The organism is Pseudomonas sp. DTU12.1 (assembly GCF_009873475.1).
GTDB lineage: Bacteria > Pseudomonadota > Gammaproteobacteria > Pseudomonadales > Pseudomonadaceae > Aquipseudomonas > Aquipseudomonas proteolytica.
The window spans coordinates 5,506,506-5,527,012 of record NZ_CP045254.1; the positions used below are offsets into that span (position 1 = coordinate 5,506,506).

A 20,507-nucleotide genomic window follows, 5' to 3' on the forward strand; every position below is an offset into this window, starting at 1 on the left:
CTCGCATAACTCATTGTTTATCAAGGAGTTTTCCGTTTCGACTGCGCCGGAAGTGGGGCGAATTATAGACAGATATAATTCGCCGTCAACCGTTAATTCTAGGTTTATTCGGATTTAAGCGTAATACGCGCAAATGCCTTCTTACCGGCCTGACAGACGTGGGTCGCGCCCAGCTCGTATATAAAGGTGCGATCGACAACCTCACCATCTATACGCACACCGCCAGACCCCAGGAGGTCGCGCGCCACTGCCGAGTTCTTCACCAGGCCCGCCTTATTGAGCACAGCGGCAATCGGCATCGCTTCGGTTGCAGTCAACTCGATCTCCGGCAGATCATCCGGCAGCTCGCCATCCTTCATGCGATTGCCCGCAGCACGGTGAGCGCTGGCCGCAGCCTCTTCACCATGGAAGCGCGCAACAATCTCTTCCGCCAGCTTGATCTTGACGTCCCGCGGGTTCGCACCAGCCTCAACGTCGGCACGCAATGCGTTGATCTCATCCATGGAGCGGAAGCTCAACAGCTCGAAGTAACGCCACATCAGCGCATCCGGGATAGAAACCAGCTTGCCGTACATCACCCCCGGTGCCTCCTGGATGCCGACATAGTTGCCCAAGGACTTGGACATTTTCTTCACGCCATCCAACCCTTCCAGCAATGGCATGGTCAGAATGCACTGAGCTTCCTGACCATACGCGCGCTGCAGCTCGCGCCCCATCAACAGGTTGAACTTCTGGTCGGTACCACCCAACTCGACATCCGCACGCAGGGCCACCGAGTCATACCCTTGAACCAGCGGGTACAGGAACTCATGAATAGCGATAGGCTGGTTGGTGGAGTAGCGCTTATCGAAGTCATCGCGCTCAAGCATCCGCGCAACGGTGTACTGGGATGTCAGGCGAATGAAGTCCGCCGGCCCCATCTGATCCATCCACGTGGAGTTGAACGCCACCTCGGTCTTGGCCGGATCGAGAATCTTGAAGACCTGGGTCTTGTAGGTCTCGGCATTGTCCAAAACCTGCTCGCGGGTCAGCGGCGGGCGTGTGGCACTCTTACCGCTCGGGTCACCGATCATCCCGGTGAAATCACCTATAAGGAAGATCACCTGATGCCCCAGCTCCTGGAACTGGCGCAGCTTATTAATAAGCACGGTGTGACCCAAGTGCAGATCCGGCGCTGTCGGATCAAAGCCAGCCTTAATACGCAGGGGTTGGCCACGCTTGAGCTTTTCGATCAGCTCGGCCTCGACCAACAGTTCTTCCGCACCACGTTTGATCAGCGCTAGCTGCTCTTCAACCGACTTCATAACAGACCCGCAAGGCTCAGATTCAAAGGGAACCAACCATACAAGATCAGGGACTAATTACAAGTTTTGCCCTGCAAACGAGCACCATTCGGCGAGCCCGGCATTCGCAAGCTTGCACCACAGATGATTTGGTTATATTTTATACAGTTATTTCATCTTCATCATGTCATTCATCTTTTCCATTTCATCTTTTCAAAGTCAAAATTACCTATGACCACTGAACCGTCTAAAGCGCCGCCGCTTTACCCGAAGACCCACCTGCTCGCAGCAAGTGGTATCGCCGCCCTTCTCAGCCTGGCACTCCTGGTATTCCCTTCCAGTGACGTAGAAGCCAAACGAACGACTCTGAGCCTTGACTTGGAGAGCCCGATTGAACAACTGACACAAGATCAAGACGCTTCTGACGCGCAACAAGCCACAACCGCGAGCGTCGAGTCGCCATTTGCACAGATTGAAGACAGCGCGGATGACACCAAGACAACCGCCCAGGCAGCTCCTGTACCCCAGGTAGCAAAGGGCCCCGAGCATCGCGAAGTGATCGTGGCCAAAGGCGACACGCTGTCGACGCTGTTCGAAAAAGTCGGCCTTCCAGCCGCGACCGTTAACGATGTGCTGGCCAGCGATAAGCAAGCCAAGCAATTCACCCAGCTCAAGCGCGGCCAGAAACTTGAGTTCGAGCTGAGCCCAGAAGGTCAACTGACCACCCTGCACACCAATCTCAGCGATCTTGAAAGCATCACCTTGACCAAGGGCGCCAAGGGATTTGCCTTCAATCGCGTGACCACCAAGCCGGTGATGCGCTCTGCCTACATCCATGGCGTGATCAACAGCTCGCTGTCCCAGTCGGCGGCACGCGCAGGCCTGTCCCATAGCATGACCATGGACATGGCCAGCGTGTTTGGCTACGACATCGACTTCGCTCAGGATATTCGCCAGGGTGACGAATTCGACGTGATCTACGAGCAAAAGGTGGCCAACGGCAAGGTCGTCGGCACCGGCAATATCCTGTCGGCGCGCTTTACCAATCGCGGCAAGACCTACACTGCCGTGCGCTACACCAACAAACAAGGCAACAGCAGCTACTACACCGCCGATGGCAATAGCATGCGCAAGGCCTTCATCCGTACTCCTGTTGACTTCGCCCGTATTAGCTCGCGTTTTTCCATGGGCCGCAAGCATCCAATTCTGAACAAAATCCGCGCCCACAAAGGTGTCGACTATGCCGCACCGCGCGGCACGCCGATCAAGGCTGCCGGCGATGGCAAGGTGCTGCTGGCCGGGCGCCGCGGCGGCTACGGCAACACCGTGATCATCCAGCACGGCAACAGCTACCGTACGCTTTACGGCCACATGCAAGGCTTTGCCAAAGGCGTGAAAACCGGCGGCAACGTCAAGCAAGGCCAGGTGATTGGCTATATCGGCACCACCGGCCTGTCCACCGGGCCGCACTTGCACTATGAGTTCCAGGTCAACGGCGTGCACGTCGACCCACTGGGCCAGAAGCTGCCGATGGCCGACCCGATCGCAAAGGCCGAGCGCGCGCGCTTCCTTCAGCAAAGCCAACCGCTGATGGCACGTATGGACCAGGAACGCGCCACTATGCTGGCTTCGGCGAAGCGTTAAGCGATGGCGCTCTATATAGGTGTCATGTCCGGGACCAGCCTCGATGGCCTGGACATTGCGCTGATCGAGCAGGACACGGCGGTCAAACTGATCGCCACCCATTACATTCCCATGCCTGAAACGCTGCGGGCGGAGCTGCTGGGTCTTTGCGCCAGCGGCCCGGACGAGATTGCCCGCTCGGCGATTGCCCAGCAAAACTGGGTAACACTCGCCGCCCATGGCATTCATGCCTTGCTGGAGCAACAGCAGCTCACTCACCACGACATCCGCGCCATTGGCAGCCACGGGCAAACCATTCGCCACGAGCCCGCCCGCGGTTTTACCGTACAGATCGGCAACCCCGCACTACTGACCGAGCTGACCGGAATCACCGTGGTCAGTGACTTTCGTAGCCGCGATGTGGCCGCCGGCGGCCAGGGTGCGCCGCTGGTGCCAGCCTTTCACGAAGCGTTGTTTGGCGAGGCTGCCGGCAGCCGCGCAGTACTGAACGTCGGCGGCTTCAGCAATCTGAGCCTGATCGAGACCGGCAAACCGGTAGCTGGCTTTGATTGCGGCCCAGGCAATGTCCTGCTGGATGCCTGGATTCACCAGCAAAGGGGCGATAGCTTTGACCGTGACGGCCAATGGGCGTCCACAGGAACGATCGAACCACAACTGCTGGCCGCGCTGCTCAGCGACCCCTTCTTCCTGACAAAGGGTCCGAAAAGCACGGGGCGCGAAGTGTTCAACCTGCCATGGCTGGAACACCACCTCGGTCGACTGCCATCATTCAATGCGCAGGATGTCCAGGCCACGCTGCTGGAGCTGACAGCGCAGACCATCGTCGAATCGCTGAAAACCGCACAGCCGCAAACCGAAACCCTGCTGGTATGTGGTGGTGGCGCCCATAACACGACGCTGATGAACCGTATCGCAGCCTTGCTGCCGGCCACTCGCGTCAGCAGTACCGCCACCCACGGCGTCGATCCCGACTGGGTTGAGGCCATGGCCTTCGCCTGGCTGGCCCATTGCTGCCTTGAAGGCATCGCCGCCAACCGTCCAAGCGTTACCGGCGCCCGCGGCCTTCGCGTACTTGGCGCGATCTACCCCGCCTGACACGCAGATAGCAAAACGCCGCTTGGCCCCATAAGAGCCAAACGGCGTTTTGCCTATCCGCTATCGATCAGATCGAGAACGACGAACCGCAACCACAAGTCGTGGTGGCATTCGGGTTTTTGATCACAAAGCGCGAGCCTTCCAAACCTTCCTGGTAATCAACCTCGGCACCTGCCAAGTACTGGAAGCTCATCGGATCCACGACCAGGCTTACGCCCTCGCGCTCGACAATGGTGTCGTCATCGGCCACATCTTCATCGAAGGTAAAGCCGTACTGAAACCCTGAACAACCGCCGCCCGTAACGAATACGCGCAGCTTCAAGCGATCATTACCCTCTTCATCGACCAGGCTCTTCACCTTGTGCGCAGCACCGTGGGTGAATTGCAAAGCCGTGGGGGTGAAGGATTCAACGCTCATGCTGATAATCTCCCGGCGTAGCGCCGCCATATGCGTGATGGCGGCCATTATCCGCTTCTCCTAGAAAAGCGGTCAACTATTGTTACGGTATATCAATCTGCGTAGCCGCCCTTAAAAACGCAAAAGGCCCGATCAACGGGCCTTTTGCACAGCAGCCGACGCTTTAAGGCAGCATGCCGGCATGGGACAAACCGAGCTTCTCATCGAGGCCGAACAAGATGTTCATGTTCTGCACAGCCTGGCCCGACGCGCCTTTGACCAGGTTATCAATGACCGACAGCACCACGACCAGGTCGCCGTCCTGCGGACGATGCACGGCGATCCGGCATACGTTGGCGCCGCGCACGCTACGGGTTTCCGGGTGGCTGCCAGCTGGCATCACATCGACGAACGGTTCATTGGCATAGCGTTTTTCAAACAGTGCCTGCAGGTCCACCGAGCGATCCTTGACGGTTGCATACAGCGTCGAGTGAATCCCACGGATCATCGGGGTCAGGTGCGGCACGAACGTCAGACCGACGTCACTGCCGGCAGCCCGACGCAGGCCTTGGCGAATTTCCGGCAAGTGGCGATGCCCTTTTACGGCATACGCTTTCATGCTTTCCGAGGTCTCGGCGTACAAGGAGCCTACGGCCGCACCACGACCAGCGCCGCTGACGCCCGACTTGCAGTCGGCAATCAGGCACGAAGCATCCGCCAGGCCAGCTTCGAGCAGCGGCAGGAAGCCCAACTGGGTCGCCGTCGGATAGCAACCTGGCACGGCAATCAGGCGCGCCTTGCTGATCTGCTCGCGATTGACCTCAGGCAAACCATACACCGCCTCCTCAAGCAGCTCCGGAGCACCGTGGGGCTGGCCGTACCACTTGGCCCACTCATCGGCATCCTGCAGGCGGAAGTCCGCCGAGAGGTCGATGACCTTGGTCCCGGCCGCCAGCAACTCACCCGCCAAGGCATGGGCAACCCCATGTGGTGTGGCGAAGAACACGACGTCGCAGGCACCCAGGGTCTTGATGTCCGGAACGCTGAACGCCAGGCCATCGTAATGGCCGCGCAGGTTCGGATACATATCGGCAACGGCCAGGCCAGCCTCGGATCGGGAGGTGATGACCACCACCTCAGCTTGCGGATGCTGAGCCAACAGACGCAGCAATTCGACACCGGTGTAACCCGTGCCGCCGACGATACCGACCTTGACCATAAACCTGCCCTCAACGAACCCACTGGAAAGCCGTCGATAATAGGGGTCGTATCGTTCTGCGACAACCGTCAACGTGACGTGCGCGCACTCTAACCTCTACTATCTCCAGTCACCGTGAACCTGGGAATAACTAAAAATGCTTTATCTATGGCTCAAAGCCTTTCATATCGTCAGCATTGTCTGCTGGTTTGCCGGGCTGTTTTACCTGCCGCGCCTGTTCGTCTACCACGCACAAAGCCAGGATGCCGTCAGTCAGGAGCGTTTCAGCCTGATGGAGCGCAAGCTGTACAAGGGCATCATGCTGCCAGCGATGATCGCCACCCTGGTATTCGGCATCTGGTTGATCAGCCTTAACCCAAGCGTATTCAGCCAGGGTGGATGGATGCACGCCAAGCTGACCCTGGTAGTAATCCTGATCGGTTACCACCACATGTGTGGCGCCCAGGTAAAACGTTTCGCCCGTGGCGAAAACACCCGCAGCCATGTCTTTTATCGCTGGTTCAATGAAGTGCCGGTTCTGATATTGCTGGCTATTGTAATTTTGGTCGTCGTAAAGCCGTTCTAACTCTAATCAGCCGCACCTAAACCGGGGTACTTCCAATGTCGCTGCCCGCTTTGCTTGAACAACGTCTGCGCCTGCCCGTGGTGGCTGCGCCGATGTTCCTGATTTCCAACCCGCAACTAGTCCTGGCGTGCTGTCGCAATGGCGTGGTCGGGAGCTTCCCGGCACTCAACCAGCGCGAGAGCAGCGGGTTCAAGGCCTGGCTGGAGGAAATCGAAGCGGGCCTGGCGCTACTGGACAATCCCGCGCCTTACGCGGTCAACCTGATCGTGCACAACAGCAACCCGCGCCTTGAGGCTGACCTGGCGATCTGCGTCGAGCACAAGGTGCCGATCGTTATCACCAGCCTGGGTGCGGTCAAGGAGTTGGTAGACGCCGTACACAGTTACGGCGGCCTGGTGTTCCACGACGTCACCACCCGACGCCATGCCGAGAAAGCCGCCGAGGCCGGGGTCGACGGACTGATCGCCGTAGCCGCAGGGGCTGGTGGTCACGCGGGCACCTGGAGTCCATTCTCGCTGATCGCCGAAATCCGCCAGTTTTTCGACAAGACCCTGCTACTGGCCGGCTGCTTGAACCATGGGCACGAGATTCTCGCCGCGCAATTGCTCGGTGCTGACCTCGCGTATTTCGGTACCCGCTTTATCGGCACCACTGAAAGCCACGCCCCCGATGCCTATAAAGAGATGCTGCTCACATCCCGCGCAGCCGATATCGTGCACACTCCGGCGGTATCCGGCGTGCCTGCCAGTTTTATGCGGCAAAGCCTGGAAAACGCCGGCTTCGACCTCGCCGCCCTGCAAGGCAAAGGTGAAGTCAACTTCGGCTCCAAGCTCAAGCCTCTCAGCGACGAGGCAAAAGCTTGGAAGACTGTATGGTCCGCCGGCCAGGGCGTCGGTGAAATTGACGACTTACCCAGCGTCGATGAACTGGTTGCCCGTCTCGATGCCGAATACCGCAAGGCGCGTGAGCAAGCGGCACAATTGCGCTGGCCACGCTGACACCCCCCCCCCAGGCCTGCCGATTGAAGCAGGCCTGCATTACCTACCCCCTGGAAAGTGACAAGGATGCCCGCATGAGCGACAACCGTTTCAAGATTGTGTTTGATGGAGCCCTGCTCCCGGGTGTCGAAAGCACCACCGCCAAGCTGAACCTGGCCGAACTGTTCAAAAGCGACGTTGAAGCGATCGAAAAGCTTTTCACCGGTCGTCCGGTCGCCCTGAAGCGCGACCTGTCTCACTCCGATGCCGAAACCTACCTGACGGCCCTGAAAAACACCGGGATTGATGCACGCATCGAAGCCGAACAACCCGTGGCCTTCAGCCTGGCTGAAACTCACGAGACTGACTCCGCCCGCCCTGACGTCTCAAGCGCGGCTGCTTCGCCATACGCACCGCCGCGCGCAGCTGTCGGGGATAACCTTCCCGAGTTTTCCACCCTCAAGGTGTTTACCGTCAACGGCCGTATCGGGCGCCTGCGCTTCCTGGCCTGGACCCTGGTGCTGAGCCTGGCGATGTTCGCCATCGTGGGTGCCCTGTTCACCGTGGGCCTGGGTATTGCCGCAGCCTCCCCCACCGCCGCAATCATCATTGGCTCGCTGCTTGGCTTCGTCGTACTCGTGGCGTCTGTATGGATCAGTGTCCAGATCACCGTACAGCGCCTGCATGACCTGGGCTGGTCCGGCTGGTTATGGTTCCTGAACCTCGTACCGATCGTAGGCAGCATTTTCCCGATCCTGCTGATCGTGCTGCCAGGCAATGCGGGCGCCAACCAATATGGTGCGCCACCGCCACGCAACTCGACGGCGGTGAAGGTCCTGGCCACCCTGTGGCTAGCGCTGCTCCCATTGATCTTCGCCGCTATGGTGATGCTGGCCATGGGCGGTTACCTGGACCAGCTCGAAAGCAGCGTGGACAGCGGCTATGAAAGCAGCTCCATGACCACCGATGAAGACGCGGACCAGAGCGTCATCGCCGGTGAAGAAGACGCGCAAAGTGCTGACGATGCGGCCGAACCTGTAGACTCTCCGGAAGAATGAAGAAACGCCCCGCGCCTGTGACGCATCTGTCGCAGGCGCGGTGGCGTTGCGATGGAGAAACGCATGACCCGTTACGCTCTGATCACCGGTGCCTCCAGCGGCATCGGCCTGGCCTTGGCCGAAGCACTGGCCCGTCGCGGCCGCAGCTTGATTCTGGTGGCCCGCCAGCGTGATCAGTTGGAAAGTATTGCCATAGAACTGACCCAACGCTTTGGCGTCGAGGTGCTGTTCCGTGCCTGCGACCTGGGCGAACCGTTGCGCCTGTCCGGGTTCCTGCTGGAGCTGGAAGAAGGCGAGCGGCAGATAGACTTGCTGGTCAACTGCGCCGGCATCGGCACCAGCGGGCCATTCCTGGCCCAGGATTGGATGACCGAGCAAGACCTGATCGAAGTCAACGTCCTGGCCCTGACTCGTCTGTGCCACGCACTGGGTAACTCCATGGCCCTGCAGGGTGGCGGGCAGATTCTCAACGTCGCGTCGGTCGCAGCCTTCCAGCCGGGACCGTGGATGAGCACGTATTACGCCAGCAAAGCCTATGTGCTGCACTTCTCCGAAGGCCTGCGCGAAGAGCTGAAGAGCTGCGGCATCAAGGTTTCAGTACTTTGCCCCGGCCCGACACGCACCGCGTTCTTCGGTACCGCACAGATGGACACCGCCAAGCTGGACCGCTTGGCGTTGATGAGCCCGGAAGAGGTGGCGCTGCACACCGTTCGCGCCCTGGCAAAGAACAAAGCGATCATTATTCCCGGGCGCCGTAATCGCTGGCTGGCGTTCAGCCCGCGCTTGAGCCCACGCTGGTTGACCCGCAAGATTGCCGGCGCCATCAACAAGGCCTATTGCCCGCGTTGAACTGCTGAGTACACTCACCCTGCACTTTCATAATGGAGAAACAGCTGTGGATACTCTGTTCACCAAGATCATCAACAGAGAAATACCCGCGAGGATTATCTACGAGGATGACCAGGTCCTGGCCTTCCACGATATTGCGCCAATGGCCCCCGTGCATTTCCTGGTGATTCCGAAAAAGCCGATCCGCACCCTCAACGACCTGACGGAAGAAGATAAAGGCCTGGCTGGACACATCCTGTACACCGCCCAGCGCCTGGCCGTGGAACAAGGCTGTGAAAAAGGCTTTCGCGTGGTCATGAACTGCAATGAGGATGGCGGCCAGACCGTCTATCACATTCATATGCATGTATTGGGTCAACGCCAGATGAACTGGCCACCGGGCTGAAACCCTATTGTAGGAGCCGGCTCGCCGGCGATGTCGCCCTCCAGAGCACCGTAACCCTCAGGAGCCTCATCGCCAGCAAGCCGCCCCCCCTACAAGAAGCATGACCCAACGCAAACGCACGCCCCTGTCTTGCGGTAAACTGGGCGCCGAGATTTTTCCCGGAGGTCAGCATGACTACCCAACGTCACTACTCGCCGATTGACCGACTGCTGCTGCAAGCCGATACGGCCATGCGCACGCTGCTACCCTTCAGCGGCCAGCCGTATCGCCCATCACCCGCCATCGTGCAACCCGAAGCGCAAATGAGCGAGACGGACACCCGTCATGTCGCCGGCCTGATGCGTATCAACCATACCGGTGAAGTCTGCGCCCAGGCGCTGTACCAGGGCCAAGCCCTGACCGCCAAGCTGCCGCAAGTACGCGCAGCCATGGAGCATGCGGCCGAGGAAGAGATCGACCACTTGGCCTGGTGTGAACAGCGCATCCGCCAGTTGGGCAGCCACCCCAGCGTGCTGAACCCACTGTTTTACGGTTTGTCGTTTGGTATCGGGGCCGCTGCGGGATTGATCAGCGACAAGGTCAGCCTGGGTTTTGTCGCGGCGACCGAACATCAGGTGTGCAAGCACCTGGATGAGCATCTGGAACAACTGCCGGCCGAGGACGAAAAATCCCGGGCGATTCTTGAGCAGATGCGTATCGACGAAGAGCACCACGCCGAAAGCGCGTTGGATGCCGGCGGATTCCGCTTCCCGGCGCCGGTAAGGTTTGGCATGAGCCTGATGGCCAAGGTCATGACCAAAAGCACTTACCGCATTTAAACCTCGCACGAACATTGTAGGAGCGAGCTTGCTCGCGAAAACTCAAGAGCACCGCGGGCAGCCTGACTAAACCCGCTGTCGCTGGCGTTCTTCGCGAGCAAGCTCGCTCCTACAAAGGGTCAACCCAGCTCAATGATCTCGTAATCATGAGTAATGGCCACTCCGGCCGCGCCAAGCATGATCGAGGCCGAGCAGTACTTCTCTGCCGACAGCTCGATAGCCCGCTTGACCTGCGCCTCCTTCAGCGCGCGCCCCTTGACCACAAAATGCATATGGATCTTGGTAAACACCTTTGGATCTTCAGTGGCGCGCTCGGCCTCCAGAAAGGCTTCGCAGCTTTCCACTGCCTGGCGCGACTTCTTCAGGATGCTGACCACATCGAAATTACTGCAGCCGCCCACGCCTAGCAGGAGCATTTCCATGGGCCGTACCCCCAGATTGCGACCACCGGCCTCCGGCGGGCCATCCATGACCACCACATGGCCACTGCCCGACTCACCGAGGAACATGGCTTCGCCCGCCCATTGGATGCGTGCCTTCATCGCCCAGACTCCACTGCTAAAAAAGGGGCGCCAGCTTATCACAGGCCCCCGCGAGCGCAGCGTTCTGCCGCAATGCGCTCAACAGTAGGCCTTGATAGATAAATTCCCTGATCGAGTCAGAATGTGTCTGTTAAGCTGGCGCCAAATCAATGGCGCATTGCCATCCATTGGATGGACCTCGCTCGATAAAAAATACAAGTCCAACCACACCGTGCAGTCTTTTCGGGATACAACCATGGTTGCTATTACCCCCATACCCAAGATCAAGAACCTCGACAAGCTACTGACTCATTGTCAGCGGCGACGCTATCCGGCGAAACAGAACATCATCTGCGCCGGGGAACGCTCGGAAACCCTCTTCTTCATTATCAAAGGTTCGGTCACGATCCTGATCGAGGATGAAGACGGCCGTGAAATGATCATCGCCTACCTCAACACCGGTGATTTTTTCGGCGAACTGGGGCTGTTTGAGCAAGCCGGCAAAGAACAGGAACGTAGCGCCTGGGTGAGAGCCAAGATCGAGTGTGAGGTCGCGGAAATCAGCTACGCAAAATTTCGCGAGCTGGCCCAACAGGATCCGGAAATTCTCTACGCCCTGAGCGGCCAGATTGCCCAGCGCTTACGCAACACCACACGCAAAGTCGGCGACCTGGCATTCTTCGATGTCACAGGGCGCGTCGCCCGCTGCCTGCTGGAGTTGTGCAAGCAGCCAGATGCCATGACTCATCCTGACGGTATGCAGATCAAGGTTACGCGCCAAGAGATCGGGCGCATCGTCGGTTGCTCGCGGGAGATGGTCGGTCGGGTGCTCAAGGATCTGGAAGAGCGCAACCTGGTTCACGTCAAAGGCAAGACGATGGTGGTGTTCGGCACCCGCTAGGGTGCAAAGACCTGCGCCAGCATCTGCCGGTATAAAGCGTCGAGGCGGCTGATCGCATCCGGCGCAGCAAAGGCTTCATGCAGGGCGATATGGCTGTCGGCACGAACCCGTTGCTCCAGGCCACACGCCTGGTTGAAGCGATTGACCGCATCAATCAGTTCTTCGCGATGGTCATCCAGCAACAATGCGCCATGCACCAGGCCCACCGGGCGTCCACCACTCTGGCGCCAACGCTGGGCAGTACCGACCATCTTGCGTCCGTCGAGATTGACGTTATAGCGGCCATCGCAAAAGGCGCCGTCGATTTCGCCTACAGAAGCATCGCCCCCCAACTCAGTCAGCAAATCGCAGATAGGTTGGCACAGACGCAAGTACCCGGTTTCAATCCGGCCCTGGTCGCCTTCACTGCGCGGCGGTGCGTAGACCAGAGCGATATTGACCGTGGCGCTCGATTGCGGCACCGGTTCACCGCCGGTTTCCCGTAGCAATACCGGCCAGCCATGGGCGGCCGATACTTGGCTCGCCACTTCAAACGCAGGCAAGCGGCTCAGGCGGCGAGGCATCACCAATGCCTGGTCGCTGGGTTGCCAGAACAGCAGCCCGAATGACTGCTCACCCGCACAGACGGCGGCCAGCAAGTCCTGCTCGGCGGCAAGGCCTGCTTCAACGGTCATCGCTACGGGGTGGATCATCGGGCATTTACCTCTCTGAATAAACACACAAGCCAGCTCCCACAGTGACCGCGTTTCAAATCAATCCAGCGTCGAACCGCTGACCGGCACACCACGCTCCGGGAAAAACAGGCGCTGCAACTCAGCCCCAGGATTTTCCGCACGCATAAAGGTTTCGCCGACCAGGAACGAGTAGACGTCGCTGATTTCCATCAGCTCCACATCCGCACGATTGACGATCCCACTCTCGGTAATCACCAGCCGGTCGCGGGGAATGCGCGGCAGCAAGTCCAAGGTGGTTTCGAGGTTGACTTCAAAGGTATGCAGATTGCGGTTGTTGACCCCAACCAGCCGTGTATCGAGGGTTTTCAGTGCGCGCTCCAGCTCGTCACCGTCGTGGACTTCGACCAGTACATCCAGGCCCACGCCTTTGGCAACAGCCGCCAGCTCGGCCATCTGCACGTCGTCCAGCGCCGAAACGATCAGCAGCACGCAATCGGCGCCCAATGCCCGGGCTTCGACGATCTGGTACGGGTCGATCATGAAGTCCTTGCGGATCACCGGTAACTTGCACGCGGCGCGGGCTTGTTGCAGGTAAGCGTCGGAACCTTGGAAATAGTCGATGTCAGTCAGCACGGAAAGGCAGGTCGCCCCGCCCTTCTCGTAACTGGCAGCAATTTCTGCTGGCACGAAGTGCTCGCGGATCACACCTTTGCTCGGCGAGGCCTTTTTGATCTCTGCGATCACCGCCGGCTGCTTGAGCTTGGCCTGGGTAATCAGGGCATTGGCGAAGCCGCGCGGTGCATCGGCGCTTCTCGCCAGGCCTTCCAGCTCGGCCAGGCTCACGCGGGCGCGGCGCTCGGCGACTTCTTCAACTTTGCGGGCGAGGATGTTTTCCAGGACTGTTGGCACACTCATCCTTCATTCTCCATTTTGAATACGGCCGTGAATGCTCCCAGCTCTTCGAGTTTTTCGCGAGCCAGACCCGTGTGCAGCGCATCGTGGGCTAAGGCGACACCTTCTTTAAGACTATAGGCGTGATCGGCTGCGTAAAGTGCCGCGCCAGCATTCAGAACAATCATCTCAGCCGCTTTCTGGCCGTTTTCGGTCTTGCGGCGCCCCAAGGCATCGCGAATCAACTCCAGGGAAGCCGCCGGGCTTTCCACCGCCAGGCCATGCAGGCTCTGGCTCTTCATACCGAGGTCTTCTGGCTCGACCCAGTACTCAGTGACCTGGTCGTTCTTGAGCTCCGCCACAAAGGTCGGGGCCGCCAGGCTGAATTCGTCCAGGCCATCCTTGGAATGCACCACCAGCACATGCTTGCTGCCCAGGCGTTGCAGGACTTCGGCCAACGGCCGGCACAGCGCCTGGCTGAACACGCCCACCACCTGATGTTTCACACCGGCCGGATTCGTAAGCGGGCCAAGCATGTTGAACAGGGTACGCAGGCCCAGGTCCTTGCGCGGGCCAGCGGCGTGCTTCATCGCCCCATGGTGGGACTGGGCAAACATAAAGCCGATGCCAACGTTATCGATGCAGCGCGCCACCTGCACCGGCGTCAGGTTCAGGTAGATACCTGCCGCTTCCAGCAGGTCGGCACTGCCGCTCTTGCCCGATACCGCGCGGTTGCCATGCTTGGCCACGGTGCAGCCAGCGGCCGCGACCACAAAGGAAGACGCCGTCGATACGTTGAAGATATTCGCACCATCGCCGCCGGTGCCGACCACATCGACCACGCCGTCGAGGGTCTTGAGTTCGACCTTGTCCGCCAGCTCGCGCATCACTGAGACGGCGCCGACGATTTCGTCGATGCTCTCGCTTTTCATGCGCATGGCCATCATAAAGGCGCCAATCTGCGCATCGGTGCATTGACCGGTCATGATTTCGCGCATGACATCGCTCATTTCAGCGGTGCTCAGGTCCAGATGGCCGACGATACGGCTCAGGGCAGTCTTGATATCCATGGAAAGTCCTTAGCGCGTGCCGCCGCTCTGCTTGAGAAAGTTGGCGAACAGCTCGTAGCCCTGCTCGGTCAGAATCGATTCGGGGTGAAATTGCACCCCTTCGACATTCAGTGTCTTGTGCCGCAGGCCCATGATCTCATCGACCGAGCCGTCTTCCAGTTGGGTCCAGGCCGTCAGTTCCAGGCACTCGGGCAGGGTTTCGCGCTTGACCACCAGTGAGTGGTAGCGGGTCACCGTCACCGGTAGGTTCAGGCCCTGGAACACGCCCAGGTCACGATGAAACACCGGGCTGGTCTTGCCGTGCATTACCTGGCGGGCACGCACTACATCGCCACCAAACGCCTGGCCGATGGATTGGTGGCCCAGGCAAACCCCGAGAATCGGCAGCTTGCCGGCAAAATACTTGATCGCTTCAAGGGAAATTCCCGCCTCGGTCGGCGTGCACGGCCCGGGCGAAACTACGATGCGCTCCGGGTTCAAGGCCGCAATCTGCGCCACGGTCATTTCATCGTTGCGCACCACCTTGACCTCGGCACCCAGCTCGCCCAGGTATTGCACAACGTTGTAGGTAAAGGAGTCGTAGTTATCAATCATCAGCAACATGTGGGTTCAAACCTCTTGAATTCACTGATTTCGAATGACCGCCTTCCCAGAGAGTGACCCGCTGCCAGACGCACTTTCCGGTTGCCAGGGTGAGCCGGCAAGGGGCGTCGAACAAAGGGTGAAGAAGGCAAATCGGTACAGGTCCGGCGGGGCCGGCAGAGAAAATTCAGGCGCGCCAACGCCAACGGGCGTGTGCCTTGACTACTCGCATCAAGAGTTTGCTGATGATCAACACGGGGAGGGTCTCATTCATACGTTCCCGCACAGTAACGTAGCCTCGCCGGCCGTGCAATATGGAGCAGCAAATACGGGGGCGATGACCAAGGGTTTGTAGGAAAAAACGATTTTCCTCACAGGCAACTCCCACTACATTGCTAGTGTTCCACTTCCGATACAAAAACAATCACATGGAATTTCGTATGCTCAGACCATATTTTGTTGCGCCCCTTGCCGGCTGCCTCTTGGGACTGGCCTGCGCGCAGGCGTTTGCAGCACCTTCACCTTATTCAACCATGGTCGTTTTCGGCGATAGCCTGGCGGACGCCGGCCAGTTCCCCGACGGGTTGTCTGGCGCCAGCCTGCGCTTCACCAACCGTACCGGTCCTACATTCCAAGGCGACTATGGCCTGGTGTCATCAACCCTGCTGGGCTCGAAACTGGGCGTAGCGCCAAACGACCTGAATGCCTCCACCTCCCCGGTTCGCGCGGCGCAAGGCTTGCCTGACGGCAACAACTGGGCGGTCGGTGGTTACCGGACCGACAACATCCTGGATTCCATCACCTCGGTATCCAACACCGCGATCCCACCCGGCAATGCGGGCGCGGGCACGGTGTTGCGCAGTCGCCAGGGCTACCTGCCGGCAAACGGCGGGCGCGCCGACCCCAATGCCCTGTACTTTCTGTCCGGTGGCGGCAATGACTTCCTGCAACAGCGCATCGGCAGCCCTGGCGACGCCGTTGCGGCAGGCGGCCGCCTGGCCGACAGCGCCCAGGTCCTGCAACAAGCCGGTGCGCGCTACATCATGGTGTGGATGCTACCCGACCTGGGCCTGACACCTGCCATCAACGGCACACCACAGCAGGCAGCGACCTCCGCCCTGAGTAATATTTTCAACCAGGCATTGGTACAACGCCTGTCGCAGATCGATGCCCAGATCATCCCGTTGAATATTCCACTGTTGTTGCAAGAATCCTTCGCCGACCCGGGCCGCTTTGGCCTGGCGACCGGGCAGAACCTTACCGGCACCTGCTTCAGTGGCAACAGTTGCACCGCCAACCCGGTCTACGGCATTGGCGGCACCAACCCGGATCCGACCAAGCTGATCTACAACGACTCGGTCCACCCCACCGTCGCCGGGCAGCGCCTGATCGCCGACTACGCCTATTCCCTGCTGGCCGCCCCCTGGGAGCTGACCTTGCTGCCGGAAATGGCCCAGAGCACCCTGCGTGCCCACCAGGATGAGCTGCGCAACCAATGGCAAGCGGACAATGGCAACTGGCAGGCCGTTGGCCAGTGGCGCGCAATTGTGGCCGGCGGTGGCCAGCGCCTGGACTTTGATGATCAACGCAGTTCGGCCAGTGGCGACGGCAGTGGCTACAACCTGAATGTCGGCACCAGCTATCGGCTCGACGAGAGTTGGCGCGTAGGCGTCGCGGCTGGCTTGTATCGCCAGACCCTGGAAGCCGGCGCCAACGACTCGGACTACCAGCTCAACAGCTACATGGGCAGCGCATTCGCGCAGTATCAGCACAATCACTGGTGGGCCGATGCCGCGCTGACCGGTGGCCGCCTGGACTTCGACAGCCTCAAACGCAAATTCGCCCTGGGCGTCAGCGAAGGCTCCGAAAAAGGCGACACCGACGGCTGGCTCTGGGCCTTGAGCGGCCGCGTGGGTTATGACATTGCCGGGGTCGGCAGCGACTGGCACCTGTCACCGTTCATCAGCGCCGACTATGCGCGGGTCGAAGTCGATGGCTACGAGGAAAAAGGCAACCGCTCCACGGCGCTGACCTTTGATGACCAGCAGCGCGACTCCAAACGCCTGGGGGTTGGCCTGCAGGGCAGCTACCGGGTCACCCCGCAAACCCAGGTGTTTGGCGAAGTGGCTCACGAGCATGAGTTCGAGAATGACACCCAGAAGGTGAACATTTCGCTCAACAGCGTGCAGGGGATCGACTTCAAGCTGGACGGCTACACGCCCCGCAGCAACTCAGACCGCCTGAGCCTCGGGGTCAGCCACAAGTTGACCCAGGAGCTGGCGTTGCGGGCCGCCTATAACGTAAGGAAGGATGACAGCCTGACCCAGCAGGGAGTCAGTGTCGGGGTGAGCCTGGATTTCTAATACGGTCGCAAGTCCAACGTAAAACCCATGTGGGAGCGGGCTTGCTCGCGAATGCGGTGGATCAGTCGGTACGTGTATTGACTGATCCATCGCATTCGCGAGCAAGCCCGCTCCCACACAAGCTCGCCCCACAGTTGGATCTGGATTGGCCGTCAGTCCTGCGGGGTCTGCTCGGCCAACGCCACCGCACGGAACATCGCCCGGCGCTTGTTCAAGGTTTCTTCCCACTCAAGGGCCGGCACCGAGTCGGCCACGATCCCGCCGCCCGCCTGCACATGCAGTTCGCCGTCCTTGATCACCGCCGTGCGAATCGCAATGGCGGTGTCCATGTTGCCATTCCACGCAAAGTAGCCCACGGCACCGCCGTAGACACCACGTTTGACCGGCTCCAGTTCGTCGATGATTTCCATCGCGCGGATCTTCGGTGCGCCAGACAAGGTGCCCGCCGGCAGAATTGCGCGCAGCGCGTCCATTGCCGTCAGGCCGGCCTTCAGCTCGCCGGTAACGTTGGAGACGATGTGCATCACGTTGGAATAGCGCTCGATCACCATTTTTTCGGTGAGTTTCACCGAGCCGATTTCCGAAACACGCCCGGTGTCGTTGCGCCCCAGGTCGATCAGCATCAAGTGCTCGGCGATTTCCTTGTCGTCGGACAGCAGGTCTTCTTCGAGCGCCAGGTCGGCCTCTTCGGTGACGCCACGGGGCCGGGTGCCGGCAATCGGGCGCACGGTGATGAGGTTATCTTCGACACGTACCAACACTTCCGGCGAGCTGCCCACCACGTGGAAGTCGCCAAAGTTGAAGAAGTACATGTACGGCGTAGGGTTGAAGCAACGCAGCGCCCGGTACAGGTCGATGGGTGCCGCTTTGAAGTCGATGGACATGCGTTGCGACGGCACCACTTGCATGCAGTCACCGGCGAGGATGTATTCCTTGATGGTATCGACCGCGCGCTCGTAGTCATCCTGGGTAAAGCTGGAGCGAAATACCGGGTCGGCCGCCGGCGGACGGCTGAGGTCCAGGCCGCGACGTGGGGTGATCGGCTGGCGCAGCTTGTCCAGCAGGGCCTCGAGGCTGGCCTGGCCTTGCTCGAAAGCATCGGCCTGGGCCGGGTCGGCGAGGACGATCGCGTGCATCTTGCCTGCCAGGTTGTCGAACACCACCACCGCGTCGGAAACCATCAGCAGAATGTCCGGCACCCCCAAAGGATCGGGGTTTGGGCATTTGCCCAGGCGCTGTTCCACGTAACGCACGCAGTCGTAGCCGAAATACCCCACCAGGCCGCCATTGAAGCGCGGCAGGCCAGGGATGGTCGGCACGTTGTAGCGCGCCTTGAACGCTTCGACGAAGGCCAGCGGGTCTTGCACATCGTGGCTTTCGATCTCGACGCCGTCATGGGTGATGCTGACGTGATAGTCATGCACCCGCAGGACCGTGCGGCACGGCAGGCCGATGATCGAGTAACGGCCCCACTTTTCACCGCCCTGCACCGATTCCAGCAGGTAGGAATTGGGCTCGTCGGCCAGCTTCAGGTAGATCGACAGCGGCGTATCGAAGTCGGCCAGGGTTTCCCGGGCCATGGGGATACGGTTGTAGCCGGCAGCGGCCAAACGCAGGAATTCTTCGCGGATCATGAGGTGCCTCGTGGCGTGAGGGTCTAACGGTCAGGTATGCAAACGTGCCGCAGCGCGGCCAGGATCAGTCAGGCGCGCCAACGCCAGCGGGCCAGGGCCTTGATGACTTTCATCCAGAGTTTGCGAGTGACCACCACGATGGGATTTCCAGAAGGGGATGGGACGGCATCGGGCAACGTTATCTCAGCGCCCGCTCCCAAGCAACCGGGGATTAGCAGTCGCAGGTCGTCAATCACCAGCGCCGGCGACTCTTCAGCAATCGGCCGGCCATGGTTATAGCCGTAGCTCAGGGCCACGCACTGCACGCCCGCCGCTTTTGCCGCTAGCACATCACTGCGCGAATCGCCGACAAACAGCGATTGGGACGCCGGGATGTTGGCCATTTTCATCACGAAGAACAGCGCCGCCGGATCAGGCTTTTTCTGCGGCAGGGTATCGCCACCGATGATCCAGCGGAAATACCGGCCGATCTTCATCTGATCCAGCAGCGGCGCAACGAAGCGTTCCGGCTTGTTGGTGATCAGGGCCATTTCCACGCCCTGCTTGTGCAACCACTTGAGGGTGTCGCGTACGCCGGGGTAAACCACGGTCAGTTCGTGGCCGTCTTCGTAGGCGGCGTTGAACAATTCCAGCGCGTGCTCGGCCTCCACGTCATCGACACCCTCGGCGTCGATGTGATTGGCCAGGGCCCGGCGCACCAGCATCTGCACGCCGTTGCCGACCCAGTCGCGCACCGACTCGATACCCACAGGCTTGCGCCCCAGTTTGAGCAGCATCTGGTCCACCGCCACTGCCAGGTCCGGCACCGAGTCGACCAGGGTGCCGTCCAGATCAAACATCACCAGCCGTGGCAACTTGCCGGGGAACAACTGCTCAAAACCGCTCATGGACGCGCCAGCGCCAGTTCTGCACGCATCTTGGCGATCACCGCCTGATAGTCAGGGGTGTTGAAGATCGCCGAGCCGGCGACGAAGGTGTCGGCGCCCGCCGCCGCGATGTCACGGATGTTGTTGACGTTGACCCCACCGTCGATCTCCAGGCGGATATCGCGGCCAGAGGCATCGATCAGCGCGCGGGCTTCACGCAGCTTGTCGAGGGTGCCGGGGATGAACTTCTGCCCGCCAAAGCCTGGGTTGACGCTCATCAGCAAGACCATGTCGACCTTGTCCATCACGTACTTGAGCGTGTCCAGCGGCGTCGCCGGGTTGAACACCAGCCCGGCCTTGCAACCGCCTTCGCGGATCAACTGCAGGGAACGGTCGATGTGCAGCGTGGCTTCCGGGTGGAAGGTGATGTAGGTCGCGCCGGCTTCAATGAAGTCGCCGATGATGCGATCCACCGGGCTGACCATCAGGTGCACGTCAATCGGCGCGGTCACGCCGTACTTGCGCAGCGCTGCGCAGACCATCGGACCGATGGTCAGGTTCGGCACATAGTGGTTGTCCATGACATCGAAGTGCACGAAGTCGGCACCGGCGGCCAACACGTTGTCCACTTCCTCACCCAGGCGGGCGAAGTCGGCGGAGAGGATCGATGGAGCAATAACGAAGGGCTGCATGACGCACCTTTTCTGAGCTAAAT

General features: G+C 60.0%; 21 protein-coding genes. 10 read left to right on the top strand and 11 right to left on the bottom strand.

What is annotated here, in order from left to right; translation table 11 throughout:
* Positions 1-104 precede the first annotated feature (104 nt).
* Entirely contained in the window at positions 105-1,304 is a 1,200-nt protein-coding gene (gene tyrS / locus GDV60_RS24500) for a tyrosine--tRNA ligase (protein WP_029296731.1), read from the bottom strand.
* A 210-nt stretch (positions 1,305-1,514) separates the two neighbouring features.
* Here tyrS and GDV60_RS24510 point away from each other — a divergent pair, with 210 nt between their 5' ends.
* Together GDV60_RS24510 and GDV60_RS24515 are read left to right on the top strand one after the other, a co-directional pair.
* Positions 1,515-2,927, top strand: a complete 1,413-nt coding sequence (locus GDV60_RS24510) for a peptidoglycan DD-metalloendopeptidase family protein (RefSeq protein ID WP_029296733.1) — start codon at positions 1,515-1,517, stop codon at positions 2,925-2,927.
* Between the two features lie 3 nt (positions 2,928-2,930).
* A complete protein-coding gene (locus tag GDV60_RS24515) occupies positions 2,931-4,022 on the top strand; it encodes an anhydro-N-acetylmuramic acid kinase (RefSeq protein WP_133715447.1) in 1,092 nt (363 codons plus the stop codon).
* A 67-nt stretch (positions 4,023-4,089) separates the two neighbouring features.
* On the opposite strand, the gene erpA is transcribed toward GDV60_RS24515, so the two are convergent.
* A complete protein-coding gene (gene erpA, locus GDV60_RS24520; RefSeq protein WP_003176443.1) occupies positions 4,090-4,440 on the bottom strand; it encodes an iron-sulfur cluster insertion protein ErpA in 351 nt (116 codons plus the stop codon).
* A 163-nt stretch (positions 4,441-4,603) separates the two neighbouring features.
* Positions 4,604-5,638: an N-acetyl-gamma-glutamyl-phosphate reductase gene (gene argC / locus GDV60_RS24525; protein ID WP_092239439.1), complete on the bottom strand. Its 1,035-nt coding sequence runs from the start codon at positions 5,636-5,638 to the stop codon at positions 4,604-4,606.
* A gap of 136 nt (positions 5,639-5,774) precedes the next feature.
* Here argC and hemJ point away from each other — a divergent pair, with 136 nt between their 5' ends.
* From hemJ to coq7, 6 genes are all read left to right on the top strand, one after another.
* Positions 5,775-6,203 carry a protoporphyrinogen oxidase HemJ gene (hemJ, locus tag GDV60_RS24530; RefSeq protein ID WP_029296744.1) on the top strand — a complete coding sequence of 143 codons (429 nt, stop codon included), beginning with the start codon at positions 5,775-5,777 and terminating at the stop codon, positions 6,201-6,203.
* 35 nt (positions 6,204-6,238) lie between these two features.
* A complete protein-coding gene (locus tag GDV60_RS24535; RefSeq protein WP_029296746.1) occupies positions 6,239-7,201 on the top strand; it encodes a nitronate monooxygenase family protein in 963 nt (320 codons plus the stop codon).
* A gap of 74 nt (positions 7,202-7,275) precedes the next feature.
* Positions 7,276-8,238 (top strand): DUF805 domain-containing protein, encoded by a 963-nt coding sequence (locus GDV60_RS24540; protein ID WP_092239466.1) that lies wholly within the window; start codon positions 7,276-7,278, stop codon positions 8,236-8,238.
* Positions 8,239-8,301: 63 nt separating this feature from the next.
* On the top strand, positions 8,302-9,087 hold the full coding sequence (locus GDV60_RS24545) for an SDR family oxidoreductase (RefSeq protein WP_029296749.1): 786 nt from the start codon (positions 8,302-8,304) through the stop codon (positions 9,085-9,087).
* A 46-nt stretch (positions 9,088-9,133) separates the two neighbouring features.
* Positions 9,134-9,472, top strand: coding sequence for a histidine triad nucleotide-binding protein (locus GDV60_RS24550; RefSeq protein WP_029296751.1), 339 nt, complete (start codon positions 9,134-9,136; stop codon positions 9,470-9,472).
* Positions 9,473-9,642: 170 nt separating this feature from the next.
* Positions 9,643-10,290, top strand: coding sequence for a 2-polyprenyl-3-methyl-6-methoxy-1,4-benzoquinone monooxygenase (gene coq7 / locus GDV60_RS24555; protein WP_029296753.1), 648 nt, complete (start codon positions 9,643-9,645; stop codon positions 10,288-10,290).
* Positions 10,291-10,409: 119 nt separating this feature from the next.
* Here the strand turns inward: coq7 and GDV60_RS24560 are convergent, their stop codons facing one another.
* Entirely contained in the window at positions 10,410-10,832 is a 423-nt protein-coding gene (locus tag GDV60_RS24560; protein WP_005792019.1) for an OsmC family protein, read from the bottom strand.
* A 235-nt stretch (positions 10,833-11,067) separates the two neighbouring features.
* Between GDV60_RS24560 and crp the strand changes: the two genes are divergently transcribed.
* Positions 11,068-11,712, top strand: coding sequence for a cAMP-activated global transcriptional regulator CRP (crp, locus tag GDV60_RS24565; protein ID WP_029296757.1), 645 nt, complete (start codon positions 11,068-11,070; stop codon positions 11,710-11,712).
* On the opposite strand, the gene GDV60_RS24570 is transcribed toward crp, so the two are convergent.
* From GDV60_RS24570 to GDV60_RS24585, 4 genes are read right to left on the bottom strand one after another with little or no spacing between them, the layout of a single operon-like run.
* Positions 11,709-12,404, bottom strand: a complete 696-nt coding sequence (locus tag GDV60_RS24570) for a lipoate--protein ligase family protein (RefSeq protein WP_159908974.1) — start codon at positions 12,402-12,404, stop codon at positions 11,709-11,711. The genes crp and GDV60_RS24570 overlap by 4 nt on opposite strands.
* A 60-nt stretch (positions 12,405-12,464) precedes the next feature.
* Complete coding sequence (trpC, locus tag GDV60_RS24575; protein WP_029296761.1) at positions 12,465-13,301, bottom strand: indole-3-glycerol phosphate synthase TrpC; 837 nt, start codon at positions 13,299-13,301, stop codon at positions 12,465-12,467.
* Positions 13,298-14,347, bottom strand: coding sequence for an anthranilate phosphoribosyltransferase (gene trpD / locus GDV60_RS24580; protein ID WP_029296763.1), 1,050 nt, complete (start codon positions 14,345-14,347; stop codon positions 13,298-13,300). The genes trpC and trpD overlap by 4 nt, the downstream gene beginning before the upstream one ends.
* Positions 14,348-14,356: 9 nt before the next feature.
* Positions 14,357-14,950, bottom strand: a complete 594-nt coding sequence (locus GDV60_RS24585) for an aminodeoxychorismate/anthranilate synthase component II (RefSeq protein WP_029296765.1) — start codon at positions 14,948-14,950, stop codon at positions 14,357-14,359.
* 419 nt (positions 14,951-15,369) lie between these two features.
* Here GDV60_RS24585 and estP point away from each other — a divergent pair, with 419 nt between their 5' ends.
* Positions 15,370-17,292, top strand: a complete 1,923-nt coding sequence (gene estP, locus GDV60_RS24590; protein WP_159908976.1) for an esterase EstP — start codon at positions 15,370-15,372, stop codon at positions 17,290-17,292.
* Positions 17,293-17,444: 152 nt separating this feature from the next.
* On the opposite strand, the gene trpE is transcribed toward estP, so the two are convergent.
* The 3 genes from trpE to rpe all read right to left on the bottom strand — a co-directional run bounded on the left by trpE (position 17,445) and on the right by rpe (position 20,484).
* Positions 17,445-18,926: an anthranilate synthase component I gene (gene trpE, locus GDV60_RS24595; RefSeq protein ID WP_159908978.1), complete on the bottom strand. Its 1,482-nt coding sequence runs from the start codon at positions 18,924-18,926 to the stop codon at positions 17,445-17,447.
* Positions 18,927-18,994: 68 nt separating this feature from the next.
* Positions 18,995-19,813, bottom strand: a complete 819-nt coding sequence (locus tag GDV60_RS24600) for a phosphoglycolate phosphatase (protein WP_133715451.1) — start codon at positions 19,811-19,813, stop codon at positions 18,995-18,997.
* Entirely contained in the window at positions 19,810-20,484 is a 675-nt protein-coding gene (gene rpe, locus GDV60_RS24605) for a ribulose-phosphate 3-epimerase (protein ID WP_029296776.1), read from the bottom strand. The genes GDV60_RS24600 and rpe overlap by 4 nt, the downstream gene beginning before the upstream one ends.
* Positions 20,485-20,507: the final 23 nt, after the last annotated feature.

Excerpts from the sequence above, each read along its gene's own strand:
- argC (WP_092239439.1), bottom strand. The coding sequence starts at position 5,638 with ATGGTCAAGGTCGGTATCGTCGGCGGCACGGGTTACACCGGTGTCGAA.
- GDV60_RS24570 (WP_159908974.1), bottom strand. The coding sequence starts at position 12,404 with ATGATCCACCCCGTAGCGATGACCGTTGAAGCAGGCCTTGCCGCCGAG.
- hemJ (WP_029296744.1), top strand. The coding sequence starts at position 5,775 with ATGCTTTATCTATGGCTCAAAGCCTTTCATATCGTCAGCATTGTCTGC.
- trpC (WP_029296761.1), bottom strand. The coding sequence starts at position 13,301 with ATGAGTGTGCCAACAGTCCTGGAAAACATCCTCGCCCGCAAAGTTGAA.
- GDV60_RS24600 (WP_133715451.1), bottom strand. The coding sequence starts at position 19,813 with ATGAGCGGTTTTGAGCAGTTGTTCCCCGGCAAGTTGCCACGGCTGGTG.
- GDV60_RS24560 (WP_005792019.1), bottom strand. The coding sequence starts at position 10,832 with ATGAAGGCACGCATCCAATGGGCGGGCGAAGCCATGTTCCTCGGTGAG.
- coq7 (WP_029296753.1), top strand. The coding sequence starts at position 9,643 with ATGACTACCCAACGTCACTACTCGCCGATTGACCGACTGCTGCTGCAA.
- estP (WP_159908976.1), top strand. The coding sequence starts at position 15,370 with ATGCTCAGACCATATTTTGTTGCGCCCCTTGCCGGCTGCCTCTTGGGA.
- rpe (WP_029296776.1), bottom strand. The coding sequence starts at position 20,484 with ATGCAGCCCTTCGTTATTGCTCCATCGATCCTCTCCGCCGACTTCGCC.
- erpA (WP_003176443.1), bottom strand. The coding sequence starts at position 4,440 with ATGAGCGTTGAATCCTTCACCCCCACGGCTTTGCAATTCACCCACGGT.
- GDV60_RS24510 (WP_029296733.1), top strand. The coding sequence starts at position 1,515 with ATGACCACTGAACCGTCTAAAGCGCCGCCGCTTTACCCGAAGACCCAC.
- trpD (WP_029296763.1), bottom strand. The coding sequence starts at position 14,347 with ATGGATATCAAGACTGCCCTGAGCCGTATCGTCGGCCATCTGGACCTG.
- GDV60_RS24585 (WP_029296765.1), bottom strand. The coding sequence starts at position 14,950 with ATGTTGCTGATGATTGATAACTACGACTCCTTTACCTACAACGTTGTG.
- trpE (WP_159908978.1), bottom strand. The coding sequence starts at position 18,926 with ATGATCCGCGAAGAATTCCTGCGTTTGGCCGCTGCCGGCTACAACCGT.
- crp (WP_029296757.1), top strand. The coding sequence starts at position 11,068 with ATGGTTGCTATTACCCCCATACCCAAGATCAAGAACCTCGACAAGCTA.
- GDV60_RS24515 (WP_133715447.1), top strand. The coding sequence starts at position 2,931 with ATGGCGCTCTATATAGGTGTCATGTCCGGGACCAGCCTCGATGGCCTG.
- tyrS (WP_029296731.1), bottom strand. The coding sequence starts at position 1,304 with ATGAAGTCGGTTGAAGAGCAGCTAGCGCTGATCAAACGTGGTGCGGAA.
- GDV60_RS24540 (WP_092239466.1), top strand. The coding sequence starts at position 7,276 with ATGAGCGACAACCGTTTCAAGATTGTGTTTGATGGAGCCCTGCTCCCG.
- GDV60_RS24545 (WP_029296749.1), top strand. The coding sequence starts at position 8,302 with ATGACCCGTTACGCTCTGATCACCGGTGCCTCCAGCGGCATCGGCCTG.
- GDV60_RS24535 (WP_029296746.1), top strand. The coding sequence starts at position 6,239 with ATGTCGCTGCCCGCTTTGCTTGAACAACGTCTGCGCCTGCCCGTGGTG.